General features: G+C 73.2%; 27 protein-coding genes. 12 read left to right on the top strand and 15 right to left on the bottom strand.

The genetic code is table 11. The features are described 5' to 3' along the window. Positions 1–8 precede the first annotated feature (8 nt). From J7W19_RS16020 to J7W19_RS16005, 4 genes are read right to left on the bottom strand one after another with little or no spacing between them, the layout of a single operon-like run. On the bottom strand, positions 9–2,654 hold the full coding sequence (locus J7W19_RS16020; RefSeq protein WP_004939860.1) for an FtsX-like permease family protein: 2,646 nt from the start codon (positions 2,652–2,654) through the stop codon (positions 9–11). Further along, complete coding sequence (locus J7W19_RS16015) at positions 2,651–3,367, bottom strand: ABC transporter ATP-binding protein (protein WP_004939861.1); 717 nt, start codon at positions 3,365–3,367, stop codon at positions 2,651–2,653. The genes J7W19_RS16020 and J7W19_RS16015 overlap by 4 nt, the downstream gene beginning before the upstream one ends. After that, positions 3,367–4,029 (bottom strand): ABC transporter ATP-binding protein, encoded by a 663-nt coding sequence (locus tag J7W19_RS16010; protein WP_040887933.1) that lies wholly within the window; start codon positions 4,027–4,029, stop codon positions 3,367–3,369. Before J7W19_RS16010 ends, J7W19_RS16015 begins: the two co-directional genes overlap by 1 nt. After that, positions 4,029–4,634: a hypothetical protein gene (locus tag J7W19_RS16005; protein ID WP_004939865.1), complete on the bottom strand. Its 606-nt coding sequence runs from the start codon at positions 4,632–4,634 to the stop codon at positions 4,029–4,031. Before J7W19_RS16005 ends, J7W19_RS16010 begins: the two co-directional genes overlap by 1 nt. 447 nt (positions 4,635–5,081) lie before the next feature. Between J7W19_RS16005 and nicT the strand changes: the two genes are divergently transcribed. Further along, the gene (gene nicT, locus J7W19_RS16000; protein ID WP_004939867.1) at positions 5,082–6,122 is read left to right on the top strand and encodes a Nickel transporter NicT; all 1,041 of its coding nucleotides are present in this window, start codon (positions 5,082–5,084) and stop codon (positions 6,120–6,122) included. Positions 6,123–6,233: 111 nt separating this feature from the next. Here nicT and J7W19_RS15995 read toward each other — a convergent pair whose 3' ends face one another. The 3 genes from J7W19_RS15995 to J7W19_RS15985 form a co-directional block, all read right to left on the bottom strand. After that, positions 6,234–6,854, bottom strand: coding sequence for a phosphatase PAP2 family protein (locus J7W19_RS15995; RefSeq protein WP_004939869.1), 621 nt, complete (start codon positions 6,852–6,854; stop codon positions 6,234–6,236). Positions 6,855–7,010: 156 nt separating this feature from the next. Next, positions 7,011–7,943 carry a M56 family metallopeptidase gene (locus J7W19_RS15990; protein ID WP_004939870.1) on the bottom strand — a complete coding sequence of 311 codons (933 nt, stop codon included), beginning with the start codon at positions 7,941–7,943 and terminating at the stop codon, positions 7,011–7,013. Continuing rightward, positions 7,940–8,311, bottom strand: coding sequence for a BlaI/MecI/CopY family transcriptional regulator (locus tag J7W19_RS15985; RefSeq protein WP_004939872.1), 372 nt, complete (start codon positions 8,309–8,311; stop codon positions 7,940–7,942). Before J7W19_RS15985 ends, J7W19_RS15990 begins: the two co-directional genes overlap by 4 nt. 116 nt (positions 8,312–8,427) lie before the next feature. Between J7W19_RS15985 and J7W19_RS15980 the strand changes: the two genes are divergently transcribed. Genes J7W19_RS15980 through J7W19_RS15965 form a run of 4 tightly spaced genes read left to right on the top strand, consistent with a single transcriptional unit; the run spans position 8,428 to position 11,842 of the window. Then, a complete protein-coding gene (locus J7W19_RS15980; protein ID WP_040887897.1) occupies positions 8,428–9,105 on the top strand; it encodes a DedA family protein in 678 nt (225 codons plus the stop codon). Next, the gene (locus tag J7W19_RS15975) at positions 9,102–9,797 is read left to right on the top strand and encodes a phosphatase PAP2 family protein (protein ID WP_004939876.1); all 696 of its coding nucleotides are present in this window, start codon (positions 9,102–9,104) and stop codon (positions 9,795–9,797) included. The genes J7W19_RS15980 and J7W19_RS15975 overlap by 4 nt, the downstream gene beginning before the upstream one ends. A 9-nt stretch (positions 9,798–9,806) precedes the next feature. Beyond that, entirely contained in the window at positions 9,807–10,469 is a 663-nt protein-coding gene (locus J7W19_RS15970; protein WP_004939877.1) for a response regulator transcription factor, read from the top strand. Further along, entirely contained in the window at positions 10,466–11,842 is a 1,377-nt protein-coding gene (locus J7W19_RS15965; RefSeq protein ID WP_004939880.1) for a sensor histidine kinase, read from the top strand. The genes J7W19_RS15970 and J7W19_RS15965 overlap by 4 nt, the downstream gene beginning before the upstream one ends. Here J7W19_RS15965 and J7W19_RS15960 read toward each other — a convergent pair. Continuing rightward, positions 11,823–12,665, bottom strand: a complete 843-nt coding sequence (locus J7W19_RS15960; RefSeq protein ID WP_004939882.1) for a COG4705 family protein — start codon at positions 12,663–12,665, stop codon at positions 11,823–11,825. The two genes, J7W19_RS15965 and J7W19_RS15960, sit on opposite strands and share 20 nt — an antisense overlap. A gap of 94 nt (positions 12,666–12,759) precedes the next feature. Between J7W19_RS15960 and J7W19_RS15955 the strand changes: the two genes are divergently transcribed. After that, positions 12,760–13,851, top strand: a complete 1,092-nt coding sequence (locus tag J7W19_RS15955) for a bile acid:sodium symporter family protein (protein WP_004939883.1) — start codon at positions 12,760–12,762, stop codon at positions 13,849–13,851. A gap of 100 nt (positions 13,852–13,951) precedes the next feature. Next, complete coding sequence (locus J7W19_RS15950; protein ID WP_004939886.1) at positions 13,952–14,593, top strand: carbonic anhydrase; 642 nt, start codon at positions 13,952–13,954, stop codon at positions 14,591–14,593. A 19-nt stretch (positions 14,594–14,612) separates the two neighbouring features. Here the strand turns inward: J7W19_RS15950 and J7W19_RS15945 are convergent, their stop codons facing one another. The 5 genes from J7W19_RS15945 to J7W19_RS15925 all read right to left on the bottom strand — a co-directional run bounded on the left by J7W19_RS15945 (position 14,613) and on the right by J7W19_RS15925 (position 19,663). After that, on the bottom strand, positions 14,613–15,587 hold the full coding sequence (locus J7W19_RS15945; protein ID WP_040887900.1) for an L-threonylcarbamoyladenylate synthase: 975 nt from the start codon (positions 15,585–15,587) through the stop codon (positions 14,613–14,615). A gap of 16 nt (positions 15,588–15,603) precedes the next feature. Next, positions 15,604–16,839 carry an NAD(P)-binding domain-containing protein gene (locus J7W19_RS15940; protein WP_233478114.1) on the bottom strand — a complete coding sequence of 412 codons (1,236 nt, stop codon included), beginning with the start codon at positions 16,837–16,839 and terminating at the stop codon, positions 15,604–15,606. A gap of 396 nt (positions 16,840–17,235) precedes the next feature. Then, entirely contained in the window at positions 17,236–17,787 is a 552-nt protein-coding gene (locus J7W19_RS15935) for a Uma2 family endonuclease (protein ID WP_004939890.1), read from the bottom strand. 560 nt (positions 17,788–18,347) lie between these two features. Continuing rightward, positions 18,348–19,277 carry a M48 family metalloprotease gene (locus J7W19_RS15930; protein WP_004939892.1) on the bottom strand — a complete coding sequence of 310 codons (930 nt, stop codon included), beginning with the start codon at positions 19,275–19,277 and terminating at the stop codon, positions 18,348–18,350. Continuing rightward, positions 19,274–19,663: a BlaI/MecI/CopY family transcriptional regulator gene (locus J7W19_RS15925; RefSeq protein ID WP_004939894.1), complete on the bottom strand. Its 390-nt coding sequence runs from the start codon at positions 19,661–19,663 to the stop codon at positions 19,274–19,276. The genes J7W19_RS15930 and J7W19_RS15925 overlap by 4 nt, the downstream gene beginning before the upstream one ends. Positions 19,664–19,778: 115 nt before the next feature. Between J7W19_RS15925 and J7W19_RS15920 the strand changes: the two genes are divergently transcribed. After that, positions 19,779–20,444, top strand: a complete 666-nt coding sequence (locus J7W19_RS15920) for a DedA family protein (protein WP_040887905.1) — start codon at positions 19,779–19,781, stop codon at positions 20,442–20,444. Further along, on the top strand, positions 20,441–21,046 hold the full coding sequence (locus J7W19_RS15915; protein ID WP_004939898.1) for a phosphatase PAP2 family protein: 606 nt from the start codon (positions 20,441–20,443) through the stop codon (positions 21,044–21,046). The genes J7W19_RS15920 and J7W19_RS15915 overlap by 4 nt, the downstream gene beginning before the upstream one ends. Positions 21,047–21,095: 49 nt before the next feature. On the opposite strand, the gene J7W19_RS15910 is transcribed toward J7W19_RS15915, so the two are convergent. Next, complete coding sequence (locus tag J7W19_RS15910; protein ID WP_004939901.1) at positions 21,096–21,782, bottom strand: DUF5324 family protein; 687 nt, start codon at positions 21,780–21,782, stop codon at positions 21,096–21,098. A gap of 227 nt (positions 21,783–22,009) precedes the next feature. Here J7W19_RS15910 and J7W19_RS15905 point away from each other — a divergent pair, with 227 nt between their 5' ends. Together J7W19_RS15905 and J7W19_RS15900 are read left to right on the top strand one after the other, a co-directional pair. Continuing rightward, entirely contained in the window at positions 22,010–22,537 is a 528-nt protein-coding gene (locus J7W19_RS15905) for a peptidylprolyl isomerase (RefSeq protein WP_004939902.1), read from the top strand. A 109-nt stretch (positions 22,538–22,646) separates the two neighbouring features. Continuing rightward, positions 22,647–23,507 (top strand): rhomboid family intramembrane serine protease, encoded by an 861-nt coding sequence (locus tag J7W19_RS15900; protein WP_004939904.1) that lies wholly within the window; start codon positions 22,647–22,649, stop codon positions 23,505–23,507. A 328-nt stretch (positions 23,508–23,835) separates the two neighbouring features. Here J7W19_RS15900 and crgA read toward each other — a convergent pair whose 3' ends face one another. Continuing rightward, positions 23,836–24,090, bottom strand: a complete 255-nt coding sequence (gene crgA, locus J7W19_RS15895) for a cell division protein CrgA (protein ID WP_004939905.1) — start codon at positions 24,088–24,090, stop codon at positions 23,836–23,838. Positions 24,091–24,226: 136 nt separating this feature from the next. Here crgA and J7W19_RS15890 point away from each other — a divergent pair, with 136 nt between their 5' ends. After that, a complete protein-coding gene (locus J7W19_RS15890; protein ID WP_004939908.1) occupies positions 24,227–25,009 on the top strand; it encodes a DUF881 domain-containing protein in 783 nt (260 codons plus the stop codon). Positions 25,010–25,082: the final 73 nt, after the last annotated feature.

Genomic DNA, 25,082 nt, shown 5'->3' with positions numbered 1-25,082 from the left:
GTTCGGGATCACAGCTCCCTCAGCTCCGTGAGCGGTGGCCGCCGGGCGTGCCGCACCGCCGTCCAGGCGGCCACCGCCAGGGCCGCCGCTACGGCCGCGGCCAGGGCGCCGAGGTAGTCCCACGGCACGGCGAGGGCCGACGGGGGCGGGTCGAAAACGCCGGAGAGGACCTTGACCAGCATCTCGGACAGGGCCCAGCCCAGTACGGCGCCGGCGGCCGCGCCGGCCGTGGCGACCAGGCCCGCCTCGCTCCACACGAACCCGGACAGCTGCCGCCCCCGGGCGCCCAGTACGGAGGCGAGTGCCAGGGTGCGCCGCCGCTCGGCCAGGCCGAGGGCGAGCACGAGGCCGCCCGCCGCCGCTCCGATGGCAAGGGCGAAGCCGAGTTCGACGCGGGTGAGACCGCTCAGGTCCACGGCGGTGAGGCTGGAGCCGGTCACCGTCCGGGCCGACGGCAGGTCCGAGACGTGCGCGGTGGGGCCGAGCGTTGCCCGGACGTGCCGGGCCACGGCTTGCTGTCCGGTGCCGCCGGTGTCGACGAGCAGGGTGCCGGCGGTGTCGTTCCCGGTCGCACGGGCGACATAGGAGGCGTTGGCCACCAGGAAGCTGTCCTTGGGGGCGGTCGGGAATTCCTTGACGACGCCCGCGAAGTGGAAGACGACGGGCCGCAGCCGGTGGGTGCGGTTGTCCTGGAGGCGCAGGCTGACCTGGTCGCCGGGGTTGAGCTGGAAGTCCTTGGCTGTCTCGGCGCTGACGAGCAGCCCGTCGGGCTGACGGGCCAGGTGGTCCATCACCTGCCGGGCGGTGCCGCCGGAGAAGTACGCGTCCTGCAGCCTGCCCGCCGCCACGACGGTGGACGGCCGGACCCCGTACAGATCCTGCAGATCCGGGCCGACGTAGGCGAAGCGGTGCTGCAGTGGCTCCACCCGCCGCACCCCGGGCAGCGCCGCCACCCGTGCCGCGTCCGCCGCGCTCGTGGTGGAGCCGGGGGATTCGGTGACGGTGACGTCGGCGCCGTTGGAGAGGACCGCGTCGACTTCGGCCTGCTGGCGGTAGGTGGAGTTGAACACGGCCGTCGAGGCGGCGAACGCCGTCGCCAGTGCCAGCAGGACCACGCCCCGCAGCACCGTGCCGCGCTGCCGCGACAGGCTCGCCGCGACCGTCCCGGACAAGGGCCCCGCCAGTGGATGCAGCAGCCGCGCCAGCACCGGCCGGCCGCGCCGCAGCACCAGGTCCGCCACCAGCCAGGCCAGCAGCGCTCCGCCTGCCCACAGCAGCGCGGGCCCGGCGAACGCCCAGTAGTCCACCGACAGGGTGGGCGTGCCCTCGGGAGCGAGGACGAGGGCGTAATTCGTACGGCTGGTGACCCGGAACACCGCCAGCGACCCCAGCAGCAGCCCGGCGGCCAGTACCCACCACGCGGCGCGCGGCACGGAGCGGTGCTCCACCGCCGTGCGCCCTGCGACGACCGTGGACGCCTTGAGGTCCCGGCGGGCGGGCAGCAGGACGGTGGCACCCGCGATGGCCGCCCCCGCGACGATCGCGGCCACTGCCCAGTCGGCGGCGAACGTGCCGGCCGTGCCGAAGGCCACCCTGCCCAGCAACGCCGCGATGCCCAGTCCCGCCGCCCCGCCGGCGGCGGCCACGACCACGGCCTCCACGGCCGCCAGGCCGAGGAGCCGCCCCGCCGGGGCACCGCGCGCCCGCAGCAGCGACTGCTCCCGGCGCCGCCGCTGAGCCCCCGATCCTGCAACCGCCGCCGTGAGCGCGCCCGCCAGCAGCGCGCCGGGGACGCCGAGGAAGAGGAAGAGCGTCTGCGCGTACAGGGCGTCCGAGCGGGCCGCGCCCAGCACGGCGCCCAGGTTGTCGCCGACGACCGCGGTCCCGGCCAGCCGCGCCTCCGCGTTGTGCGCGCTGCCGGTCGCCGCCACGTACGCGGATGCCGGGTCGTGCGGCAGCGTGTGGCTGCGCCGCACGTGGATCTGGTCGTGGACGAGATCGGGGCGGCCTTTGGCCATCGGGTCGAAGGTGGCGTGCCAGCGGCCCTGGGGCAGCAGCACGACGTTGTCCGGCGGTGCCGTCGGTTGCGACTGCGGCGGTGCGCCGACGTTCTGGAAGAGCGAGTCGGCGTGGGGCAGGTCCACCACGCCGTCCACCCGGACCTTCACCGGCGGCAGTCCGGCGCGTCCGACGGTCACCGTGTCGCCCGGGGCCGCGTGGAGGTTCGCGGCGGTCTGCTGCGCCAGCAGCACCCCGTTGCCGCGGCCGGCCAGCACCCGGATCTCGCCGGGGAAGGCCGCGCCGTACCCGTCCGGAAGACCCAGTACCACGCCGGGGCCGGTGGCCTGGGAGGTGCCCGCGGCGGTGGCGGCCAGGCCGCTGGTGCCGGCGTATCCGACGGGCAGGGCCGTCCGGGTGCCCGGGACGTTCCGCACCGTGGTCAGCGCCGTTCGGGTGTCGGTGCCGCTCACCGTCTGCACCTGCCAGTCCACGACGACCCCGCGCACGGACTGGGCGGTCATCGTCGCCCGCGTCGCACCGAGGAAACCGCCGAGCGCCGCCAGGAGCGCCACGGCCATGGCCACGCCGGCCGCGACTCCGAGAAGTCGTCCGCCGCGCCGGCGCAGCAGACCGGACAGCCATATCCTGATCACCTTGGGTCCCCTTCCCTCTCCGGCCGGGCCTCCGGCTGGACCAGCCGTCCGTCGGCCATGTACCAGCGGATGTCCAGGGCACGGGCGACGAGCGGGTCGTGGGTCGTCACCAGGACCGCCGCCCCCAGCTCGGCGGCGGCGGTCAGCAGCACCGTCAGTACCTGACGGCCCGTGGCGCGGTCCAGCTGGCCGGTCGGCTCGTCGGCCAGCACGAGGGCGGGCCCACGTGCCAGCACTCTGGCCACCGCGACGCGCTGGGCCTGCCCGGCCGACAGGTCGTCCGGCAGCCGGCCGGCCAGCGGCTCCAGGTCCAGGCTTCGCAGGGCCGCCCTCGTGCGGGACGCGACCTCGTCCCCCGGCACGCCGTCGATCCGCAGGGGGAGCGCGACGTTCTCGGCGGCGGTGAGCGGGGGCAGTAGGCTCGGGCCCTGGAAGACGACGCCGATATGCCGGGCGAGCCCCCGCGCGTCCTCCCCGCCGAGCCCCGGGTGACTCACCCGGCCCGTCGTGGGCCGGTCCAGGCCCGCCATCAGGTGCAGCAGGGTGGACTTGCCCGAACCCGACGGTCCCACCACGCAGACGCGGGCGCCGGGCGGCACCGAACAGGTCACACTGTGCACCGCGACCACGGCCGCCGGCCCGCGGCCGTAGGTACGGGCCGCGTTCTCGCAGCGGACCAGCGGCACGCCCACGGCGGGGGCCACGGCGCCCATCACGTCCACCTCCCGTCCCGCAGCCGCAGCACCCGGTCGGCGACCGCCGCCACGGCCCGGCTGTGGGTGACCACGACGACCGCCGTGCCGTCGGCGGCCCGCTCGCGCAGCAGGGCCAGCAGCCGCCGCTCGGTCTCTCCGTCCACCTCACCGGTCGGCTCGTCGGCGAGCAGCACCTCCGGCGCGTTGGCGAGAGCGACGGCAAGACCGGCACGAGCCGCCTCCCCTCCGGACAACTGGCGTGGCAGTGCGTCCGCGCGGTGCGCGATGCCCGTCCGCTCCAGCAGTTCCTGCGGCGGCACCCGGGTCCGCGCGGCCACCAGCCGCTGGACGAGCGCGACGTTGTCCCGCACGGTGAGGTGCTCCAGCAGGTTGCCCGACTGGAACACCATCCCGATGTGCCGTGCGCGGATGCCGCTCCGCTCGCGTTCGGGCCGGTGGCTGAGCCGCTCACCGGCGACGGTCACGGTGCCGCCGTCGGGCTCGTCGAGACCGGCCAGACAGTTGAGCAGGGTGGTCTTCCCCGAGCCCGACGGCCCGGTCACGGCCACGGTCTCGCCGCTGCCGACTTCCAGCCCCACGCCCTGCAACGCGAACGTCTCCTCCTCCCCGGCCCGGAAGAACCGGTACAGGGAGCGGGCGCTGAGTACGGGCACGGTCATCACGACCACCGGAAGGAGTCGGTGACGGTCCGCCAGGGATCGACGTTGTCCGCCCCCACGCCGCCGGACAGCGTCAGTACGGCCTCACCCTTGCCGGGCGAGAAGAAGACGTACCGCTGGACGTCCAAGGGGACGCTCTTGCCGGTCACCTGGTCGGGCGCCGAGTCGGCGTGGTACTCGGCGAGTACCGCCTTGCCGCCCTTGCGCTGTACCTCGGTTACCGAGACCAGGGAGAAATGCCTGCTGCCGGCCTGGATCTCGGGTATGTCGCGCATGCGTACGGAGTCGACGGTGGGAGCCGTCGTGGCAGGGACGCGCTCGGCACGCACACTGTTGAACTTGTCGGTGAACACCGTCGCCGCCCCCTGAGAACTGCGCGACCAGCCCTCCGGCACCTTCACCGTGAAGGCACCGTCAGGGGACGACCAGGGCACGAACGCCTGGGTGTCGGGTATGTCGCCCGGCGGATTCGTATCCGCCGGCTTCTGCTGCTGTGAGGATGACGGCGGCGGGTGCGAAGGGGGCGACGACGAGGAGCAGGCCGCGGCTCCGGCTCCGGCGACCAGGGCCAGACCGGCCGCGGCGGCGGCGAGCGGACGACGCATGACAGGCACCTCCACAGCGGTGCGGGCGGCCGGAAAGCCGCCTCCGGTTCTCCGTCTCTGCTCCCACGCTAGGAGCCCCCCGGTCAGCGCCCGCACCGCGCGAGGTAAGCGCGCGGTGAAAAAAACGGCCACCGGACGGACCGTCCCCGCCCCCGGGTGACCGAGGGCCCTCGGTTGGGCTTGCAAGCTCATTACGTTGCGTTGTCCGGGCTACCCGGCGCGTGGTGGCGGCTGTGCGCCTGCCGGTGGCCTCCTGCTTCCGGGCGTTGTTGCATAGGGATTGCAGGTACGAATCATCGGCGCCTACGGTGTGCCGTCCCTTGGCCACCGACGGAAGGATTCCCTGTGACGACCACCGGTTCCTCCACCGTCCCCGGCATACGTCCTTCGCGCTGGCGACGTGCGGCAGGAGCTGTTTCTCGCCATGAGTGGCGGCGGCTCGGTGGGATGGCCGCCGTCATCCTGGCCCTGCATGCCGTCGGCTGGTTCACCCTGGTCGTGCTCGTGACCCCGGAGCACTACAGCCTGGGCACGAAGACCTTCGGTATCGGGATCGGGGTGACCGCCTACACCCTGGGGATGCGGCACGCCTTCGACGCCGACCACATCGCGGCGATCGACAACACGACCCGCAAGCTGATGCACTCCGGCCGGCGGCCGCTGTCGGTGGGTTTCTGGTTCTCCCTCGGGCACTCCAGCGTCGTCTTCGCCCTGGCCTTCCTGCTCTCCCTCGGCGTCAAGAGCCTGGCCGGGCCGGTGGAGCACGACGACTCGGAGCTGCACGACGTCACGGGCTGGATCGGCACGACCGTCTCCGGTGTGTTCCTCTACGTGATCGCCCTCATCAACGTGGTGATCCTGGCCGGGCTCTGGAAGGTCTTCCGGCAGATGCGCGCCGGCCACTTCGACGAGGCGGCACTGGAGGAGCAGCTGAACCATCGCGGGTTCATGAACCGCCTGCTGGGCCGGATGATGAAGTCGGTCACCCAGCCGTGGCAGATGTATCCGCTGGGCCTGCTGTTCGGCCTCGGCTTCGACACCGCGACCGAGGTCGCGCTGCTGGTCCTGGCCGGTTCCGGGGCCGCCTCCGGTCTGCCCTGGTACGCGATCCTGTGTCTGCCGGTGCTGTTCGCGGCGGGGATGTCGCTGCTGGACACCATCGACGGTACGTTCATGAACTTCGCCTACGGCTGGGCCTTCTCCAAGCCGGTGCGCAAGGTCTACTACAACCTCACCGTCACCGGCCTGTCGGTCGCCGTCGCCCTGCTGATCGGCACCGTGGAACTCCTGGCACTCCTGGCCGACAAGGCCGGCCTCCACGGGCCGTTCTGGGACTGGATCGGCGGCTTGGACCTGAACACGATCGGCTTCGCCATCGTCGCCCTGTTCGCCGCCACCTGGGCCATCGCCCTGGCCGTATGGAGGCTCGCCCGCATCGAGGAGAAGTGGACCGCCCGCGTCCAGACCGGCGAGGCGGCCCCCGACTGACCCCCGGACCAGTTTTGCCCGCCCGGAGGCCCCGGACGGGCGCCGTGATCTGCCCCGACCGGGTTGCGAGGTCTCCGGCGTCGTGCGGGCCGGACCGCGGCGTCGTACCGGTCAGGCGGCTCCGAGGAGTGCCCGTGCCGGGCCGCCGCGCAGTCGGGAGACGACCGGTGCGGCCGGCCGGCGCGTGACGGCCACGACGGCGGCTCCGAGGAGGATGCCGACGAGGGCTCCCACGAGGACGTCGTGGGGGTAGTGGGCGCCGACGTAGACGCGCGACGCGGCCATGAGGATCGCCGCGGGCCAGGCCAGTGCGGCCAGGCGCCGGTTGACCAGCAGGAGGCCGGCGGCCACGGCGAAGGCGACGGTGGTGTGGTTGCTGGGGAAGGCGTAGTCGTTGGCCGGAGGGCACGTTTCGATGAGGAAGTCGTGCGGCAGGGCCCGGCAGGGGCGCGCTTCCTGGAAGACGGATTTGACGCCGTCGTTCACGAGGTAGGCGATGACGGCCGCGACCGGGGTGAGCAGTGCGGCGGCCATGGTGCGTGCGTCGCGGGGGCGGGCCAGCCACCACGCGGCGAGCAGAAGGAGGCCGAAGAGGGCGATGCCGTAGGTCGTGTAGAAGGCCACCGCGCCGTTGAGCCAGCGCGTGTGGTGCGCGAAGTCGGTGACGTCGGTGTAGAGGCCGCCGTCTATCGCGGCTCCGTCGAGGCCGGGCGGAGCGGAGGCGGTCGTCATCGTCAGTGGGTCCCATCGTGTGAACGGGCGCGGGCCCCGCGCGGGCGCGGTCCGTTGGCAGGCGGCGGCGTGCGGTCGGCTCGCGCGGGTGACTACACGCCGGTAGACGATAACGGAAGGCGGGCGGTTCCACGCGCCCGGGCGGAGCGGCTGTGATCAGCGAGCGATCTCACCCTGGGCGACTTCGACCTCGTGGTGGAGATCGGCCATGCCGGTCGCCGTGGCGCCCACGGAGGCGGTGGCGCAGGCGGCGAGGAGGAGGGCGATCCACGGCGTGACCCTGTGGCGCCGGGGCGGGGGGCCGGTGAGGAGGGCGGCGACGCGGCGGGGAACGGGGCCGGCGGTCGCCGCCGGTACGACGGCGGGCCGGCCGGAGCGGTGGGCGCTGGAGGCGAGGGCCGCGCGGGCGATGGCGCGGGCGGTCAGGCGCCGGTCGCCGACGGTGGCGGCAGCGGCTTCGTCGGCCATGCGCTCGGCCGCGTACCGGATGGCGTCACGGACGGGGCGCAGGGCCGGGTGGCAGTGGGCGGCGAGTTCGGCCGCAGCCAGGAAGTAGTGGTGGCGGTAGGTGTTGTGGGCGCGTTCGTGGGCGAAGAGGACCTCGCGTTCGGCCGCGTCGAGACTGCGGATCATCGCGGTGGTGATCACGACGCGGCCGGGCCGGCCGGGCAGGGCGTAGGCGTCCGGCCGCGGCGAGTCGACGATGCACAGGTCCCCCGCCGCCGGACGGCGGGCGGCCTCGGTGTGGGCGGCCCGCAGCCCTCTGGCCTGCCGGACGGCGGAGCGGGTCAGCGTCCAGCCGCCGACGGCGAGCAGGCCGGCCGCCGCCGCGGCCGACGGCACGGCGACGGCGTCCCACGGGGTGCGCAGGGGGTGGACGAGCTCCCCGAGCGACGCGAAGGCGGGCACTTTCAGCAGGCCCGTGAGGACGAGGGCGCCCAGCGCGGTCAGTGAACCGCCGGCCAGCGCGAGTGCGGCGAGGGTCAGCACCCACAAGGCGGGGGCGGGGGCGAGCCGCCGCGCGGTGCGCCGTGCCAGTGCGGGCGCGACGAGGGGGAGCAGCAGCGGGAGCAGCAGGAGGGCGGTCATTGTTCCTCCGCGTCCAGCAGGTCTCTCAGGAGACGTTCGTCGTCGGGGCTGAGGTGGGCGACGAAGCGGGCCAGGACGGTTTCGCGGTCGGCGTCCCGTTCGAGTTCGCTGTGCATGCGCAGGGCCGTCAGGCCCGGAGCGTCCTGGACGGGGAAGTAGGCGTAGCCGCGGCCCTGGCGCCGGCGTCCGGCTATGCCTTTGTCGTGCAGCCGGGCCAGGGTCGTGGTCACCGTGGTCCTGGCCGGGTCGTGCGGGAGGGCCGCCTGCACCTCGGCCGGCGTCAGGGGGGTTCCCGCGGCCCACAGCACGGCCAGGACCCCGGCCTCCAGCTCGCCCGCCGGCCGGCGCTCGTCCTTCGCGTTCGTCATGGGAACGTTCCTTCACCCTGCCGTCGTCTACACACCAGTAGACCGTCTATATGCTTGTAGTCAGCCGGGGTGCCGTGCAGGCCGCCCGCTCCCTCATTATGGAAGGGCACGCGACGATGTCCGCACCTTTGTTCGCCACGGCGTCGCCGCTCGCCGTGAATGTCCTGGACGCCCAGTCACTCCTGGCGGCCTTCGGGGTGCTCGGGGTCGGCGTCGTGCTGTTCGCCGAGACGGGCCTGCTGGTCGGGTTCTTCCTGCCCGGCGACTCCCTGCTCTTCACCGCCGGTCTGCTGTGCACCGGCTCGTCGGCCACCGGCGTGCACCTGTCGCTGGCGCCCCTGCTGATCGTGGCCGTCGCCGGGACGCTGACGGGCTCGCAGTGCGGCTACCTGATCGGCAGGAAGGCCGGCGGCGCCCTGCTCGCCCGCAGCCGCTCCGCCCGGCTGCGGGAAGGAGCCCGGCGGGCGGAGGAACTGCTGGCCCGGTACGGCATCGCCAAGGCGATCGTGCTGGCCCGGTTCGTGCCCGTGGTCCGCACGGTGCTCAACCCCATGGCCGGTGCCCTGGGCGTACCGGCGCGTTCGTTCACGCTCTGGCAGGTGACCGGCGGGCTGCTGTGGACGGTGGGCCTGACCCTGGCCGGCTACGCCCTGGGCTCGTCCATCCCCAGCGTCGACCGGTACCTCCTGCCCCTCGTGGCGCTGATCGTCGTGCTCTCGCTCCTGCCGCTCCTGTCCGAGCTCCTGCGCTCCCGTCGCGCCGCGGCCGGGCGGCGGGGCGGGGCCGGCGAGTGATCCGGCGACGTACGGCGGCCGCGGCGGGCCTCGCGGCCCTGGCCGGCTTCGCGCTGCTGGCCGGCATCGTCACCGCACGGGGTGGTTCCCCGCTGCCCGTGGACCGCGCCCTGCTCTCGTGGGCCGTCGGTCACCGCCCCGCCACGGCGGTGACCGCGATACGGAGGCTGACCGATACGGGTACGGGCGCGATCCCCTATGTACTGGCCGCCGTGGCGGGTGTCATCGCGGGGCGTACGAAGCGCCGCAAGCTGATCGCTGCCGCCGCGAGCCTGCTGTGCCTGGGCGCGGGGCAGCTCCTGCGGCGGGCGGTGCTCCACCTGATCGGCCGGCCCCGCCCGCCGGCCGGTGAGTGGGCGACGCACGCGTCGGGGTGGTCGTTCCCCTCCGGCCATGCCACCACGGCGGCCCTCACGGCCGCGCTGCTGATCACGGCCGTACTCCTGCGCTCGTTCCCCGGCCGCACGCTCGTTGTCGCGGTCATCGGCTGCTGGGGTGCCGCGGTCGGGCTGACCCGCGTCCACCTCGGGGTCCACTGGTTCAGCGACGTCATCGGCGGCTGGCTCTTCGCCCTCGCCTGGTACGCGGCGTGCGTCGTGGCAGCCGCCCGGTGGCTGCCCGCGCTCACCACCCCCGCGCAGAAGAACGGAACGGATCCGGGGCACGATGCCGGCCCCCGCCCGAGTCGGTGAAGGAGACAGGTGCGGCACACCATCCTGGTCGTCGACGACGACCACGCCCTGCGGGACGTGCTGCTGCGCGGCCTGCGTGACGAGGGCTTCACGGCGGTAGGGGCCCGGGACGGTGCCGGCGCCCTGCGCCTGGCCGGTGACGCCGTCGACGCGGTGGTCCTGGACGTCGGGTTGCCCGACGCGGACGGGCGCGACGTGTGCCAGGCGATGCGGGCCAACGGCTTCCGGGCGCCCGTACTCTTCCTGACGGCCCACCACCGGCTCACCGACCGCCTCGGCGGATTCTCCGCCGGCGGCGACGACTACCTGACCAAGCCGTTCCACCTCGTGGAACTCGCTGCCCGCCTGCGAGCGGCGATCAAGCGGGCGGGGCGGGAGGCACCGGCCCGTACGGGGGACCTGTCGCTGGACCCGGCCCGCTTCACCGCCGGCGTGGCCGGGCGTGACACCGCCCTCACCCCGACGGAGTTCCGTCTGCTGGCCACGCTCATGGCCGCCCGCGGCGACATCGTGGGCCGGCGCGAACTGGTCCGGGCCGGCTGGCCCGAAGGCGCCCGTGTCAGCGACAACACCCTCGACCAGTACCTGAGCCGGCTACGGCGCAAACTGCGGGAAGCGGGCAGCGACCTGACCATCCGCACCACACGAGGGATCGGGCACCGGCTGGTATGACGACGACCCGCGGGGCCCTGTGGCCCCGTACCCTGGGCGGCCGCCTCTCGCTGGTGGCCCTCGCCACGGCGACCCTGGTGATGGTGGCCCTCACCGTGTTGTTCAACGTCGTCGCCCGCACCCATCTGCGGCGCCAGGCCGACGACGAACTGCGCACCCGCGCCGAGGCCGTGGCCACCACCGTGGACACCCGCCACGACCCGGTACGCGTGCGTGAGACGGCGGACGACGCACTGCTCGACACGAATGTGTGGATCTACGCCGGCGCCCGGCTGCTCGAACGCCCCGCCTCGGCCCCGGCCGGCAGCACTCTCACCGAAGCCGCCGCCCGGCTCGCCGCACCCGGCAGCACCCGGAGGTGCGCCACCATCGAGGCCCACGGTCCCCTGCGCCTGTGTTCCCGGCCCGTCGGCGACCCCGCCCCGCACACTCCACCGCGCGCCGTCGTCGTCACCGCCCTGGACCTCTCCCCCTACCGGGCCTCGGCGGACACCCTGCTCCTCGCCTCCCTCGCCCTAGGCGCGACGATCCTCGTCTGCACCTACGTCCTCACCCGCCTCGCGGTCGGACGGGCCCTCCACCCGGTGCGGACCATGACCGAACAGGCCACCCGGTGGAGCGCCGTCGCTTCCGACGAACGCTTCGGCACCACCGACCGCCCCCTCGAACTGGCGCGGCTGGGAGTCTCCCTGGACGGCCTGCTGGACCGCATCCGCGCGGTGCTGCGGCACGAACAGCGGCTCACCGCCGAGCTGTCGCACGAACTGCGCAACCCCCTCGCCCGCATCACCGCGGAACTGGACTGGTGGCGGGTACGGCCCCGTTCGGCCGAGGAAACCCGGGCCACACACGCCAGACTCGCGGACGCGGCCCAGTGCATGCGGACGATCTGCGACACCCTCCTCGACGACGCCCGCGACAGTGCCCGCACCGCCCCCGGCACCACCGGAGTCCTGCCCGTACTGGACCGCCTCACCGCGGCGGTCCCCGCCGACGGCCCGGCCACTGTGACGGTGAGCTGCCCGCACACGCTGACGGTGGGCGTCCCCGCCGCCCTGCTGGAACGGATCGTCAGCCCCCTCCTCGACAACGCGCTGCGCCACGCCCGCTTCCGCGTCCTCATCAGGGCCGGGCAGCACCCGGACGGCAGCGTGTGCGTCGAGATCACCGATGACGGTCCGGGCGTCCCGGGCTCCTTCACGGATCGGCTGTTCCAGCCGGGTCACCGTGCCGACCCGGACGACGGGCACGGCGGTGCGGGCCTCGGACTGCCGCTCGCGCGACGCCTGGCCCGCTCCGCCGGCGGCGACGTGCGGCACGACGCCCGGCACGCCCCGGGCGCCGCCTTCGTCATCAGCCTTCCCGCGGCGTGAGGCGTTCCCGCTCGGTCACGTCCCGGCGCGTCACCGTCAGGAACACCACCAGGCCGGCGATGACGGCGAGGAAGAGCCCGCTGGTGACCACCGTGCCCAGCCCCAGGCCGCCGTCCGCGGCAGGCTGGGACAGGTAGTCGCCGGCCGAGGCGCCGAGCGGCCGGGTCAGGACGTAGGCGATCCAGAAGCTCCACACCGCGTCCAGGCCGAGGGCGAAGCGCGCCACCGCGACGGCGGCGATCACCGAGGCGAACAACACGGCGGACAGCCAGTAGCCCAAGTCCACGCGCTCGGCGACCAGGTCGCCGGCCGCGGTGCCCAGGGCGAAGGTGCACAGCACCGCCAGCCAGTAGAAGCCCTCCCGCCGGACGCTGTCGACATGGTGGATCGACAGGGTCCGCTCACTGCGGTACCAGACGGCGAACACTCCGGTCAGCGCGACGGCGAACACGCCGGTGCTGACCGGGAGCGGCACCCCCAGATTGTCGGTCAGGTTGTCGGTGATCAGCGTCCCGACGACGCTGACCAGGGCCACGACCAGCCAGTACGGACCGGGACGGTAGGACCGGGCCCGGAACTGCGCCACCAGCGCCGCCGCCAGCAGCGCGCTCATCAACAGCGACACACCCGTCAGCCCCAGACCGGCCCTGCTGTTGAGCAGATCCGCTGCGGTCTCACCGACCGTTGTGCACAACACCTTGATCACCCAGAAGTACAGCGTGACTTCGGGGACCTTGTTCCACGGCAGCCGGCGGACGGTGCCCACGCCATCAGCGACGCGCGCGTCCGGTACTTCGGTGGTTTCGGAGATCTCAGGGGTCATGGCGCCCGACTGTGCCACCGCCGACCTGAACGCATCCTGACCACGTCCCGGATCCGCCGGGCGAGGCCGCGCCCCGTACCGGAACCTGATCGCCATGAGCCATGACGCGTCCCGACAGCCCGTCTCCTCCCCGGTGGCCCGCCTGACGGCGTGGCTGCGCCGACGGCTCGGACGGGCCGTCACCACGGCGTACCTCGCCGCCGTCGCGCTGCCCGGACCCGGCCTGTGGCTCCGCCACACCCGCACCGTTCCGCTGCCGACCGGACACCTCCCGGTGAGCGTCCCGGCGGCGCTGCTGTCCCTGGTGCTGTTCTCGGCCGGCCTCCAGGTACCTCTCCGCGACCTGGGCCGGCTACTGCGGCGGCCCCTGGCTCTCCTCGCCGGCCTCGCCCTGCACCTGATCGCCCCACTGCTGGTCATCCCCGCCGTCGCGATCGCTTTGCACACCTCGCCCGACACCGACGGCGGCAGCGGACTCGTCACCGCCATGATCCTGATCGTCGCGATGCCCGTGGCGGCCGGCGCCACCGTCTGGACCGGCAAGGGCAACGCCGACCAGCCCGTCATGGTCGGACTCGTCCTCGCCTCCACCCTGCTGAGCCCCTTCACCATCCCCCTGACCATGACCGCCCTGTCCCCCCTGCTGGGCGGCGACTACGCGGCATCACTGCACCAGGCGGCCCACACCTTCGGCCCCGGATTCGCCCTCACCTCCGTCCTGCTGCCCTGCGGCGCCGGCATCCTGTGCCGAATGCTGCTGCCGGCCCGCTCGTCGAGGCCCGTGCTGCACGCGACACCGATGGCGGCACTGTGGGGCTCACTGCTCCTGACCTACGTCAACGCCAGCGGCGCCCTCGGCTCCTTCTTCCGCCAGCCCCGGCCCCTCCTCCTCGCCGCCGCGCTGACCGTGGCGACGGTGGTGTGCGCGCTCTCCTTCACCCTGGGGCACCTCGCAGCCCGGCTGCTGCGCCTGGAACCGTCCACCGGGTCGTCCCTCACCCTCGCCTGCGGCATGAACAACAGCAGCGCGAGCGCCGTCCTCATCACCACCACGCTCCCTGACAAGCCCTACCTGCTGCTGCCCGTACTCGCCTACGGCCTGCTGCAGAAACTGGCCGCCGGCCGCATCGTCCGCGAACGGCCCGGGCACGTCAGGGAGCCGGTGCACGGCGCGGCGGCAGCGTGACCGGCAAGCGTGTCCCGCCGGATGCGCAGCGGCCCGAGACGGCGTGCTCCGCCAGGACCAGGCAGTGCGTGCGGCAGGTACCGGCTCGTAGGCTGCGGGTATGACCGAGATCCAGACCCTGACGCCTTCCGGCGCCTTCGCGCTGCTGATGGCCGGTAACGGGCGCTTCGTCGCGGGCAGGCCCGAACACCCCAACCAGGACGCCACCCGTCGCGCCGAGACCGCGCCGGGCCAGCAGCCCTTCGCGGTGCTGTTCGGGTGCTCCGACTCCCGCCTGGCCGCAGAGATCATCTTTGACCGGGGCCTGGGCGACCTGTTCGTGGTGCGCACGGCCGGGCACGTGCTGGGGCCGGAGGTGCTGGGCAGCATCGAGTACGGCGTCGGCATACTGGACTGCCCGCTGGTCGTGGTGCTCGGCCACGACTCCTGTGGTGCGGTCGGGGCCGCCTGCGCCGCGCTGGAGGACGGTGTGCCCGCCACGGGCTACGTACGGGACGTCGTCGAACGGGTCACCCCCAGCGTGCTGGCAGCCCGCGCGGCCGGGCGAGTGGAACCCGACGAGATCCTGGCAGAGCACGTGAAGCACACCGCCGACCTGCTGCTGGACCGCTCCCGCGCCCTCGCCGGGAAGGTCGCCGCCGGCCGCGCCGCCGTGGTGGGCCTGTCCTACCGCCTGGCCGACGGCAGCGCACGGCTTGTCGCGGCCCACGGCCTGGACGCGGCGGCCGCCACCGCGTCCTGACCGCTTTGGCCGTGAACGGTCACGGGGAGAGCCGGGGTCCCGCGGCGCGGCGGAGCCGGTTGGCGATCGCGAGCCCCAGGCCCTCCTCGGCCGGCAGTGACGCGATGACGAGGTCGCACCCGCGTCGGTCGAACTCGCGCAGGAACCCGTACAGCCCGCGCGCGTAGGCCGGCATCGAGGCGGGGACCGTCACGACGGCGTGCGCCTTCACCGGAGCGCCGGCGAGGGCGGGGGGAAGAAGGAGACCCACCCGGTGTCCCCTCTGCTGTGCGAGCTCGGCTTCGGCAACGGCCTTCTCCGGCTCGGCCAGGACGACCCGCGCACGGGGCGCGTAGTGGGAGGGGTGCTGGCCCGGCACCCGGACGTGGCTGGCGGAGGGGACCGTGACCGGACGCCCCAGTACCGCTTCGAGGTCCTCGCGGGTGACCCCGCCGGGCCGCAGGATGCCCGGGACGTCGCCCGTGACATCGACGATGGTCGACTCCACGCCGACGCCGCACGGGCCGCCGTCCAGCACGAAGCCGACCGCGTCACCGAGCTCCGCCCGGACGTGGTCCGCCGTCGTGGGGCTGACCGAGCCGAAGCGGTTCGCGGACGGAGCCGTGATGCCGCCGCCGAAGGCCGCCAGCAGGGCGAGCGCGACAGGGTGGTCGGGCACCCGCACAGCCACCGTCTCCAGGCCACCCGTGGCTTCGAGAGGCACCCGCCGGCCGCGCCGCAGGACCAGCGTCAGCGGCCCCGGCCAGAAGTGCTCGGCCAGCAGGCGCGCCGTCGCCGGCACCTCCTCGACCCACTCGTCCAGCTGGTCCGCGCCGCCGATGTGGACGATCAGCGGGTGAGTGGGCGGGCGTCCCTTGGCCTGGAAGATTTGCGCGACCGCGGCAGGATCTTCAGCGTTGGCGCCCAGACCGTAGACGGTCTCCGTCGGCAGGGCCACCAGGCCCCCGGCGCGCAGCACCTCGGCCGCCTTCTCGATATCACTGGTTACTACCATCACCCTCGCAATCTTCTCACTGCCGCCGTACCGCCACCCCCGACCGCCCGTGGTGGGGGGCGCGCCCGGTCAGGTGGGCAGTGATGCGGCGCGCGGCGAAGGCGGTACCGGCGACGAAGCGGAGCATGGGGCCGAAGGTGGGGGCTGCCAGGGACCCGGTGAAGTACAGGGCCGGGAAGGAGGACTCGAACGCCGCGGTCAGGCGGGGGGCCCGCGAGCCGGGGACTCGGTCGAGCCGGTGGCGCAGGACCGGCGAGAGAAACTCCAGGGCCTCCAGGTCGAGGCGGTAGCCGGTGGCGGCCAGGAGATGGTCGACGCACAGCTTCGGCGGACCTTCTCCCGCGCCCGCAAGCGTGAGGTGTGCCTGCTCGCCGCGGAGGTGGGCGTGGACGATGTGGCGGGAACAGTGCACGGGCAGGACGCCCTCGACGCGCTCGCGCAGCCACCACCCACCCGACGGCCCCAGGGCACGCCGGTGGAGCAGAAGCCGGGAAGGAGCCGGCAGACGACGTACCGCGTGGGGCGCGTGGCAGACGGTCGCCAGGGCCCAGCCGGTGCCGAGTGGTGAGGACGGCTTGATGACCCGCTGAAGAAGAGGGCGGTGCGGGACCGGAGTGTCACCCCAGCGAATCCGGGGACTGCGGACGAGAACACGGACGTCGGCGCCTGCTTCGTGCAGGAGGGCCGCGCTTTCCAGGGCGGACTGGCCACCGCCCACCACGGCCACGCGCTGCCTGGCGTAGCGTGAGAGGTCGGTGTGCTGGCTGGTGTGGGACAGCGCGGCGTCGGGTCCCGGTCCGCGCGGTGCCAGGGGAAGAAGCCGGGGAGGAATATGGGCGAGCGCGCCCAGTCCCGTGGCCACGACCACGGCTGCCGCACCGATTTCCTCGGCGCCCTCCAGACAGACCCGGTAGCCGGTGCGTGACCGCTCGACGGTCCGGACGCGGGTGTTCTCCACCTCGCCGACGTAATGCTCGGTGAACCACATGCCGTACCGGACGAAGGTCGCGCACGGGATGGGCGTCAGCTCCGTCAGCACGCTCCCACCCACGGCCCGGCAGAAGTCGGCCAGCGTCCCCCCGGGTACGGGTGCCGACAGGTCCGTCGCCTGCGGTGTCGACTTCAAGAACATGCCCGTGGCCATGGCATGCCGCCAACTGCCCATGATGTCCCCGAAGATACGTACATCCACCCCCGAGGCACGCAGATGTGCGGTCACCGACAGGCCGTACGGCCCCGCACCGATCACCACCACAGGACCATGCCGCCCCACCCCACGCAGCTCACGGCGCCAAGGAACCACCTGAGTCATCCAACCCCCGACCCTCGGTCCATACTCTCCCCGGACGCGGACAGACCAGGTCGGACGCATACGCTCACAACGCCGCATGCGCCTCCCCCGAAGGCCCAGTGTGCCCCCGGGTGGGAGTGCCCTGCTGGACTATCGCCAGACCCGCACCGACTTGTCCGCCCGGGGCGGGAGCCAGGCCGGAGTGCCGCCCGGCCCTCACCGCCGACCTCCTCGTCACGGCCCTCTTCCTGCGTGCTCCACGGGCCGCACCTTGATCAGTACTGTGATCGGCTGCTGGGCCGTCACGGTGGGACCGACCGGGCCGGAAGCGTCCGGTGGAGCCGGGCGCGGGCCGGGTCAGCGCACCCAGTCCCTCAGGGGTTCCGTGTCGAGGTCGAAGCCGACGGGTTCGGGCAGATGGACAGTGCGGCCGAACGGGCGGCGGAGCAGACTGGCGTAGGTGCCGCCGTCGGGCTCGGTGTAGAGGAGGGTCTCGCAGGTGTCCCGGTCGATCAGCAGGTACAGGGGGATGCCGGTCTGCGCGTAGGCGACGGGCTTCTCTTCCCGGTCACGCTTGTCGGTGTCGCTGTCGTACGAGGTGACCTCGACGACCATCAGGACCTGGCCGGGATCCGCCCACTCGCCCTGTCCGGCAAACGCCCCTTTGGTGGCGAGGGCACCGTCCGGCTTGGCGTGGCCCTTGCGGTACTGCTCGACGCGCAGGCCGCGTTCGGGGTAGAGCCACAGGTCGGGGCGGTGCTGCATGCAGTGCTCCATCAGCCACCGGATGATCTCGTCGTGGTCGCCGTCCGGCACCGCCTTGACCCCCAGCCTGCCGTGGATGAACTCCATCCGGACGCCTTCGCGCTCGGCGGCGGCGGCGATGCGCTCGAACTCCTCGGCCAGCATCTGCGGCCGGTCCTCAGTAACGGTCACCACACACCTCCCGCGCCCAGTCTAGGCGGGCCCGGTAGCCGAGCAGGCTTGTACGGTCCGCCGTAGGGAAGCCGTCGCCTGTCGGGCCTTTGCACTAGCGGGCGGGGCGCCGATCGCCTGCTTACTGCGTAGTTGCGACTGTGAAGGCGAACAGAAGGCTGCATGATTCGCTTCTGTAAGCGCCCGTTGGTCTGTGTTGACACGTCAACACGGGTCGCGGACCGGGTGGGATGGAGCCGGGTTCAAGAGGGTGGAAACAGGCGAAAATGTCCGATCCTCCGGCATCTTCCCAGGTTGGAAAGGTAACGATTTCGGGTTCGACTCCCCTAGGCTCCACTCTTTTCGCCCTCTCTGGCCTGCGGAAACGCGGTCGGAGAGGGCTTTTTCGCGCCCGTTCGCCGGGTCGCCGTGCGGGGGGGCCGCGGGGGTGTGGCGATCGTGCCCGGCCGCGATCTCCCGCAGCAGGCTGTGGCGCTCCCTGGGCGGGGCAAGGCCGTCCCCGGTCGTGTGGTGGGCACCGCCCCGGACGGGCGTCAGCGGCCGGTTTCGCCCTGGGCGGTCTCGACGTCGCGGTGGAGGACGGCCAGGCCGGTCGCCGAGGCGGCGGCGGAGGTGGCCGCGCAGACGGCGAGGAGCAGGGCGGCGCAGACCGCGAGGCCGCGGCGGCCCTCGCGGGGGCCCGCGAGGAGAGCGGTGACGCGTTGGGGCACGGGGCCGGCCGTGGCCGCGGGGAGGACGGCGGATCGCCCGGCGCGGTCGTGGGCGGCCAGGGCGGCGCGGGCGATCGCGCGGGCGGTCAGCCGGCGGTCGCCGACGGCGGTGGCGGCGGCCTCGTCGGCGGCGCGCTCGGCCGCGAGCCGGACGGCGGTCCGGGCGGTGCGCAGGGCCGGGTGGCAGCTCGCGGCGAGGTCGGCGGCCACGAGGAAGTAGTGGTGGCGGCCGGAGACATGGGCCCGTTCATGGGCGAGGAGGACGTCGCGTTCGGCCGCGTCGAGGCAGCGGATCATGGCGGTGGTGACCACGACCCGGCCGGACCCGCCCGGCAGCGCGTACGCGTCGGGGTGCGGGGAGTCGATGACGTGCAGGTCACCCGCCGCGGGGTGGCCGGCCACGGCCGCGCGCGCCGCGCGTACGTCCCGGAGTTGGCGCAGCGCGGTACGGACGGTCGTCCAGGCGGCGGCGGTGAGCAGGGCGGCGGCCCCGGCGGACGCCGCCGGGACGAGGGGGTCCGGCAGCGTGTGCAGGGGCCGGACCAACTCGCCGAGCACCGCGAAGAAGCGCAGCCGGAGCAGACCGGCGAGGGTCAGGACCCCGAGCGACAGGAGGAAGCCCCCGGCCGTGACCACGGTGGTGGCGGTGAGGGCCCACAGGGTGGCGGTGGGGCTGAGGTGCCGCGGCGCCCGGCTCGCCAGCAGGGGCATGGCGAGGGGGAGCAGCAGCGACGCCAGCACGGCGGTCGTCATGGGCCCTCGGTCTCCAGCAGCTGCCGCAGGAACCGCTCGTCGTCGGGGCCGAGGCGGGCGACGAACCGTGCCAGTGCCGTCTCGCGGTCGCCGTCCCGCTCCAGTTCGGTGTGCATGCGCTGGGCCGTGATCCCGGGGGCGTCCTGCACGGGGAAGTAGGCGTAGCCGCGTCCCTGCCGCCGGCGGTCGAGCACCTCCTTGTCGTACAGCCGGGTCAGGGCCGTGGTCACGGTGGTCCGGGCCAGGCCGGAGTCCAGCCGGGCCTGCACCTCGCCGGGGGTGAGGGGGCCGTCGGCGGCCCACAGGGCGGTCAGCACGGCGGCCTCCAGTTCGCCGGCGGCCCGGCGTTCGTCTTTGCCGCTCCCCACGGATTCGTCGCTCCCCACGGAAACCTTCCCTGCCCCATGACCGTCTACAGTGCTGTAGACCGTCTACACGCTTGTCGTCGCCCGGACGCCCCGGTCGTCCATTATGGAAGGGCTCGTGCCTGTGTTCGCACCCATGGCCGCGGCGGGGCCGGCGCTCGCCGTGAACGTCCTCGATTCCCGGTCGCTCCTGGCCGCGTTCGGCGTGCTGGGGGTCGGCGTGGTGATGTTCGCCGAGACGGGCCTGCTGGTCGGCTTCTTCCTGCCCGGGGACTCCCTGCTGTTCACCGCGGGGCTGCTGTGCGCGGGCGCCCCGGGTGCCGCGGTGCGGCTCTCCCTGGGGCCGCTGCTGGCGACCGCGGTCGTGGGCGTCCTGGCCGGCTCGCAGTGCGGCTACCTCATCGGACGGAAGGCCGGAGGCACCCTCCTGGCCCGCAGCCGCTCGCCCCGCCTGCACGAGGGCGCCGAGCGGGCCGAGGCGCTGCTCGCACGGTACGGGCACGCCAAGGCCATCACGCTCGCCCGGTTCGTGCCGGTGGTGCGCACGGTACTGAACCCCCTGGCGGGCACCTTGAGGGTTCCGGTCGGGACCTTCACCCTGTGGCAGGCCGTCAGCGGCGTCGTGTGGACCGTCGGCCTGACCCTGGCCGGCTACGGCCTCGGCTCGTCGGTCCCCGACGTCGACCGTTGTCTCCTGCCGCTCGTCGCCCTGATCGTCGCGGTGTCGCTGCTGCCACTGGCACTGGAGCTGTACCGCTCGCGCAAGAACCCGGCCACCCGAACCAAGGGAGCTCAGCAGTGACGTCCGCCTTCGACGGGTCCTCGATCGACGGGCCCCTCTACCGCGACATAGTCGACCTGGCCCACCGCTCCCCGGTGTGGCTGGACGACACCGTGACGGCCTGGTCCGCCTACGGGCTCGGGCTGTTCGCCCTGCTGATGGTCGTGGCCTGGTGGCGTGCGCGGCGGAAGGACGCCGTGCCGGCCGTGACCGCACTGGCGGCGCCGCTGATCGTGGTGCTCGCCTACGCCGTGAACGACGGCGTCAAGCTCCTCGTCCGCGAGGACCGCCCCTGCCGCGGCCTGCCCACGGCGACCCTGGAGGCGTGCCCGGCACCGGGCGACTGGTCCTTCCCCAGCAACCACGCCGCCCTCGCCGCCGCGGCAGCCGTCGCCCTGCTGTTCGTCTCACGGCGGCTGGGTGCCCTCGCCCTCCTGGCCGCGTGCGCCATGGGCGCGTCCCGCGTGTGGGTCGGCGTCCACTACCCGCACGACGTGCTGGTGGGCTTCGCGGTGGGCGCCCTGGTGGCCGCCGCCCTGGCCGCGCTCGTCGTCCGGTGGGGCGACACGTTGGTACGGCGGCTGACCGCCACCCGGCTCGCCCCCCTGCTCACCGCCGCCTGAACCGTCGTCCGACGTCCGGGGCGGGGCCGGGGGGCCGGGAGCCGCGGCCTCAGGAGTGGCCGCCCTCCTTCTTCCCGTCGCCCGCCCGGTCTTCGCCGGTCTTCTCGTCCTCGACCGACGCCGCCTCCGCCTCGGCCTGCTTGGCCTGGACCTCCGGGTCGAGGGGGGAGCGGTCGCCGCTGCCGTCGACCGAGGTGAGGTGCGGACGGTCGGCGATCTCGGTGGCGGCCGGCGGCTCGACCAGCCAGTCCGGGTTGGCCTGCTTGTCCCACCAGCGCCAGGCGGCGACGGCGCCGCCCACCAGCAGCCCCGCGAAGGCGAGCCGCTTCACCACCCGGCCGGCCCGGCCGCGGCGGGAGTGCTTGCGGCCCAGGCGCTCCACGTCCTCCGCCGGGACCTGGCCGCGCAGCACGGCGAGCGCCGCGGTGCCACGGGAGACGGCCTCGTCGCGGACGGGCTCGGCGGCGGCGCGGGCCCGGGCGGCGGCCTGGTTCACCTTGGGCGGCAGCACCTCGAGGGCATGGTCGATCCGGGGCTGCAGGTGCGCGTCGTACTGGGAACGCGCCTGGTGGGCGGCCTCGGCCACCTTGGGGGCGAGCCGGACGCGGGCTTCGTGCGCATAGTGCACGGCGGCGTCCTTGGCCGTGCCGGCGTAGGGCGCCACCACTTCGGCCGCGTGGCGCACGCTGTCCTTGGCGGTGCTGGTCGCGGCGCGCACGCTGTCCTTGCGGGTCACGAGAACCTCCTCCTCGGTGGCGTACTGGACTGTCGCCTTTCCACCCAGTGGGAAATCATGCCTGTCCAGGGGCGGTCCGGCAGGTTCGGAAGGGCATCCGGGTCAACGGGCCTCCGGCTCGACAATGCCACGGTTCGCCGCCGCGCGCGGGGCTTTGGGCGTTACTCGCCGGACCCCGGTCCGTGCGAGGATCGGTGGCTGTCAGTGCAGACTATGGAAGGTAGATCGTGGCCGAGCAGCTCTACGCGACCCTGAAGACCAACCAGGGGGACATCGAGATCCGGCTCCTGCCGAATCACGCCCCGACGACGGTCAAGAACTTCGTCGAGCTCGCGAAGGGCGAGCGCGAGTGGGTCCACCCGGCGACCGGCAAGAAGTCCACGGACAAGCTGTACGACGGCACGGTGTTCCACCGCGTCATCAGCGGCTTCATGATCCAGGGCGGTGACCCGCTGGGCAACGGCACCGGCGGCCCGGGGTACGAGTTCAAGGACGAGTTCCACCCCGACCTGGCCTTCAACAAGCCCTACCTGCTGGCCATGGCCAACGCCGGCCCGGGCACCAACGGTTCGCAGTTCTTCATCACCGTGTCCCCGACCGCGTGGCTGACCGGCAAGCACACCATCTTCGGTGAGGTCAGCAACGACGCGAGCAAGAAGGTCGTGGACGCGATCGCGGCCACCCAGACCAACCCGCGCACCGACCGTCCGGTGAACGACGTCGTCATCGAGAGCGTTGTGATCGAGTCCCGCTGAGGACCGTTCACCCATGCAGGGAACCCGGCGCCCCGCCCGTCCGTAAGACGGGCGGGGCCCTGCTCGGCAACGGCGGCGCCCGGGTCCGCCACAGGGGCGAGGGGAGAGCATGAACGACCAGGCCGTCTGCTGTTACCGGCATCCGGACCGTGAGACGGGCATCCGCTGTACGCGCTGCGAACGGCCGATCTGTCCCGACTGCATGGTCAACGCCTCGGTCGGGTTCCACTGCCCCGAGTGCTCGGGCGGCGGATCCGGCCCCGGCCGGGGGGACGACCGGCAGGACACCGCCCCGCGGACGACCGCGGGCTCCGTCGAACGCCCCGGTGACCCCTTTCTGGTGACCAAGGTGCTGCTGGGCATCAACATCGCGATCTGGATCGCGGTGATGGTCAAGGGGCAGGACGTCGTCGGCACCCTGGAGCTGGTCGGGCGCGATCCGTTCCAGGACGGCGAGGGCGTCGCCGAGGGGCAGTGGTACCGGCTGCTGACCTCGCTGTTCCTGCACGAGTCGGTGATGCACATCGGCTTCAACATGCTGTCGCTCTGGTGGCTGGGACCCCCGCTGGAGGCCGCCTTCGGCCGGGCCCGGTACCTGGCGCTCTACCTGCTGTCGGGGCTCGGCGGCGGCGCGCTCACCTATCTGATGGTCGACCCGGGCGGGCGGTCGTACGGCGCCTCGGGCGCGATCTTCGGCCTGCTGGGGGCCACCGCGGTGCTGATGCGCCGGCTGAAGTACGACATGCGCCCGGTGATGGCGCTGCTCGTGCTCAACCTGATCTTCACCTTCACCTGGAACAACATCGCCAAGGAAGCGCACATCGGCGGCCTGGTGGTGGGCGCCCTGGTGGCGTACGGCATGGTGCACGCGCCCCGCGCGCGACGGGCGCTGGTGCAGTGGCTGACCTGCGGGGCCGCGCTGGTGGCGATCGTGGTGACGGTGGTCGTCCGGACGGCCGAGCTGACGTAGGGGACGCCGTCCGGGGCCCCGGCCCCGGACCGTCACCCGTGCCTGTCACCCACATCAGTGCGCCGGGAGTTGTCCACAGCATCCACCGGCCGGTGTGCAGGACGGTGGGAAAGCCGCTTCCGGACCTCGGTGAACCCGTTCCGACCTGCGGATATGACGACGGACGCCGGTGTGGGCGACGATCCACAGGGATCGCGAACAGTCACACCGGCGTCAACGCCGAGGAAGTTATCCACAGATCTTCTGAGTTTTTCCCCACTGTGGATGAGGGTGTGGATAACCGGGTCGGGCCACTCTTCGGCCCCCTGCTACCCCCTGCTCCGGCCCGCTACTTCCACTGGGTGGAGACCACGAACCCCGCCGCGATGAAGCCGAAGCCGACCACGATGTTCCAGTTGTGCAGGGACTCGATGGGCATGTCGCTGCCCGTCACGTAGAAGACGACGATCCACGCGAGCCCGATCAGGAACAGTGCCAGCATGAGCGGAGCCACCCACCGCCGTCCGCTGTTCAGCTTGATGCTCTGCTGCTTCGCCGGCGGAGGCGTGAAGTCTTCCTTCTTGCGGATCCGTGACTTCGGCACGAGGAACTCTCCTGTCGATGCGCTGCGTAACCGCGCTGGGGGTACAAGGGCTGGTCGGCCGCGTCGGGGAGCGCTTCCTCCCCCCGGGCGTCCGTTAGCGTAGTGCTTCAGCGGCGTCGGAGAGGACAAGGGTACGTTGAGCAATTCTGCCGTCTCCACCAGCGACGCAGCGCCCGACCGCCGCCCTCCCCGGCGATTCCGCCCGGTACGGCTGCTGACGGCCGCGGTCTTCGCCCTCGCCGGCCTCATCTTCTGGATGAGCTTCAACACCGCCAAGGGCACCAACATCCGCACCGACGCCTCCATGCTCCGGCTCTCCGACCTCATCCAGGAGCGCAGCAAGGGCAACGGCGAACTGGAGCGCGGCGCCGCCACCCTGCGCGCCGAGGTCGACTCCCTCGCCGGCCGCGACTCCGGCGGCGACACCGCCGAGGCCCGCCGGCTGGCCGCCCTGGGCGACGCCGCGGGCACCCGGGAGATCGGCGGCACCGGCCTCACGGTCACCCTGACCGACGCGCCGCCCAACGCCACCGCCAAGATCCCCGGCGTCCCGCAGCCCCAGCCCAACGACCTGGTCATCCACCAGCAGGACCTCCAGGCCGTCGTCAACGCCCTCTGGCGGGGCGGCGCCCAGGGCATCCAGGTGATGGACCAGCGGCTGATCTCCACCAGCGCCGTCCGCTGCGTCGGCAACACCCTCATCCTCCAGGGCCGCGTCTACTCCCCGCCCTACAAGATCACCGCTGTCGGTGACCGCGGCCGGCTGCGCAAGGCCCTGGACACCTCGCCGACCATCCAGAACTACCTCCAGTACGTCGCCGCGTACGGCCTCGGCTGGAAGGTCGACCAGCACGACAAGGTGACCCTTCCCGGCTACACCGGAGCGGTGGACCTGCACTACGCCAAGCCGGCCGGCTGACGGGCCCGCGCGCCCGGCGGGAACTCCGCGCCGGGGTTTGCCCGGCTGCGCCCCGCGCGCGGGTGCGGCCCCT

The organism is Streptomyces mobaraensis NBRC 13819 = DSM 40847 (genome assembly GCF_017916255.1).
Lineage (GTDB): Bacteria > Actinomycetota > Actinomycetes > Streptomycetales > Streptomycetaceae > Streptomyces > Streptomyces mobaraensis.
The sequence above is the reverse complement of the archived record's forward strand: the minus strand, read 5'-3'. Positions and strand labels throughout refer to the sequence as shown.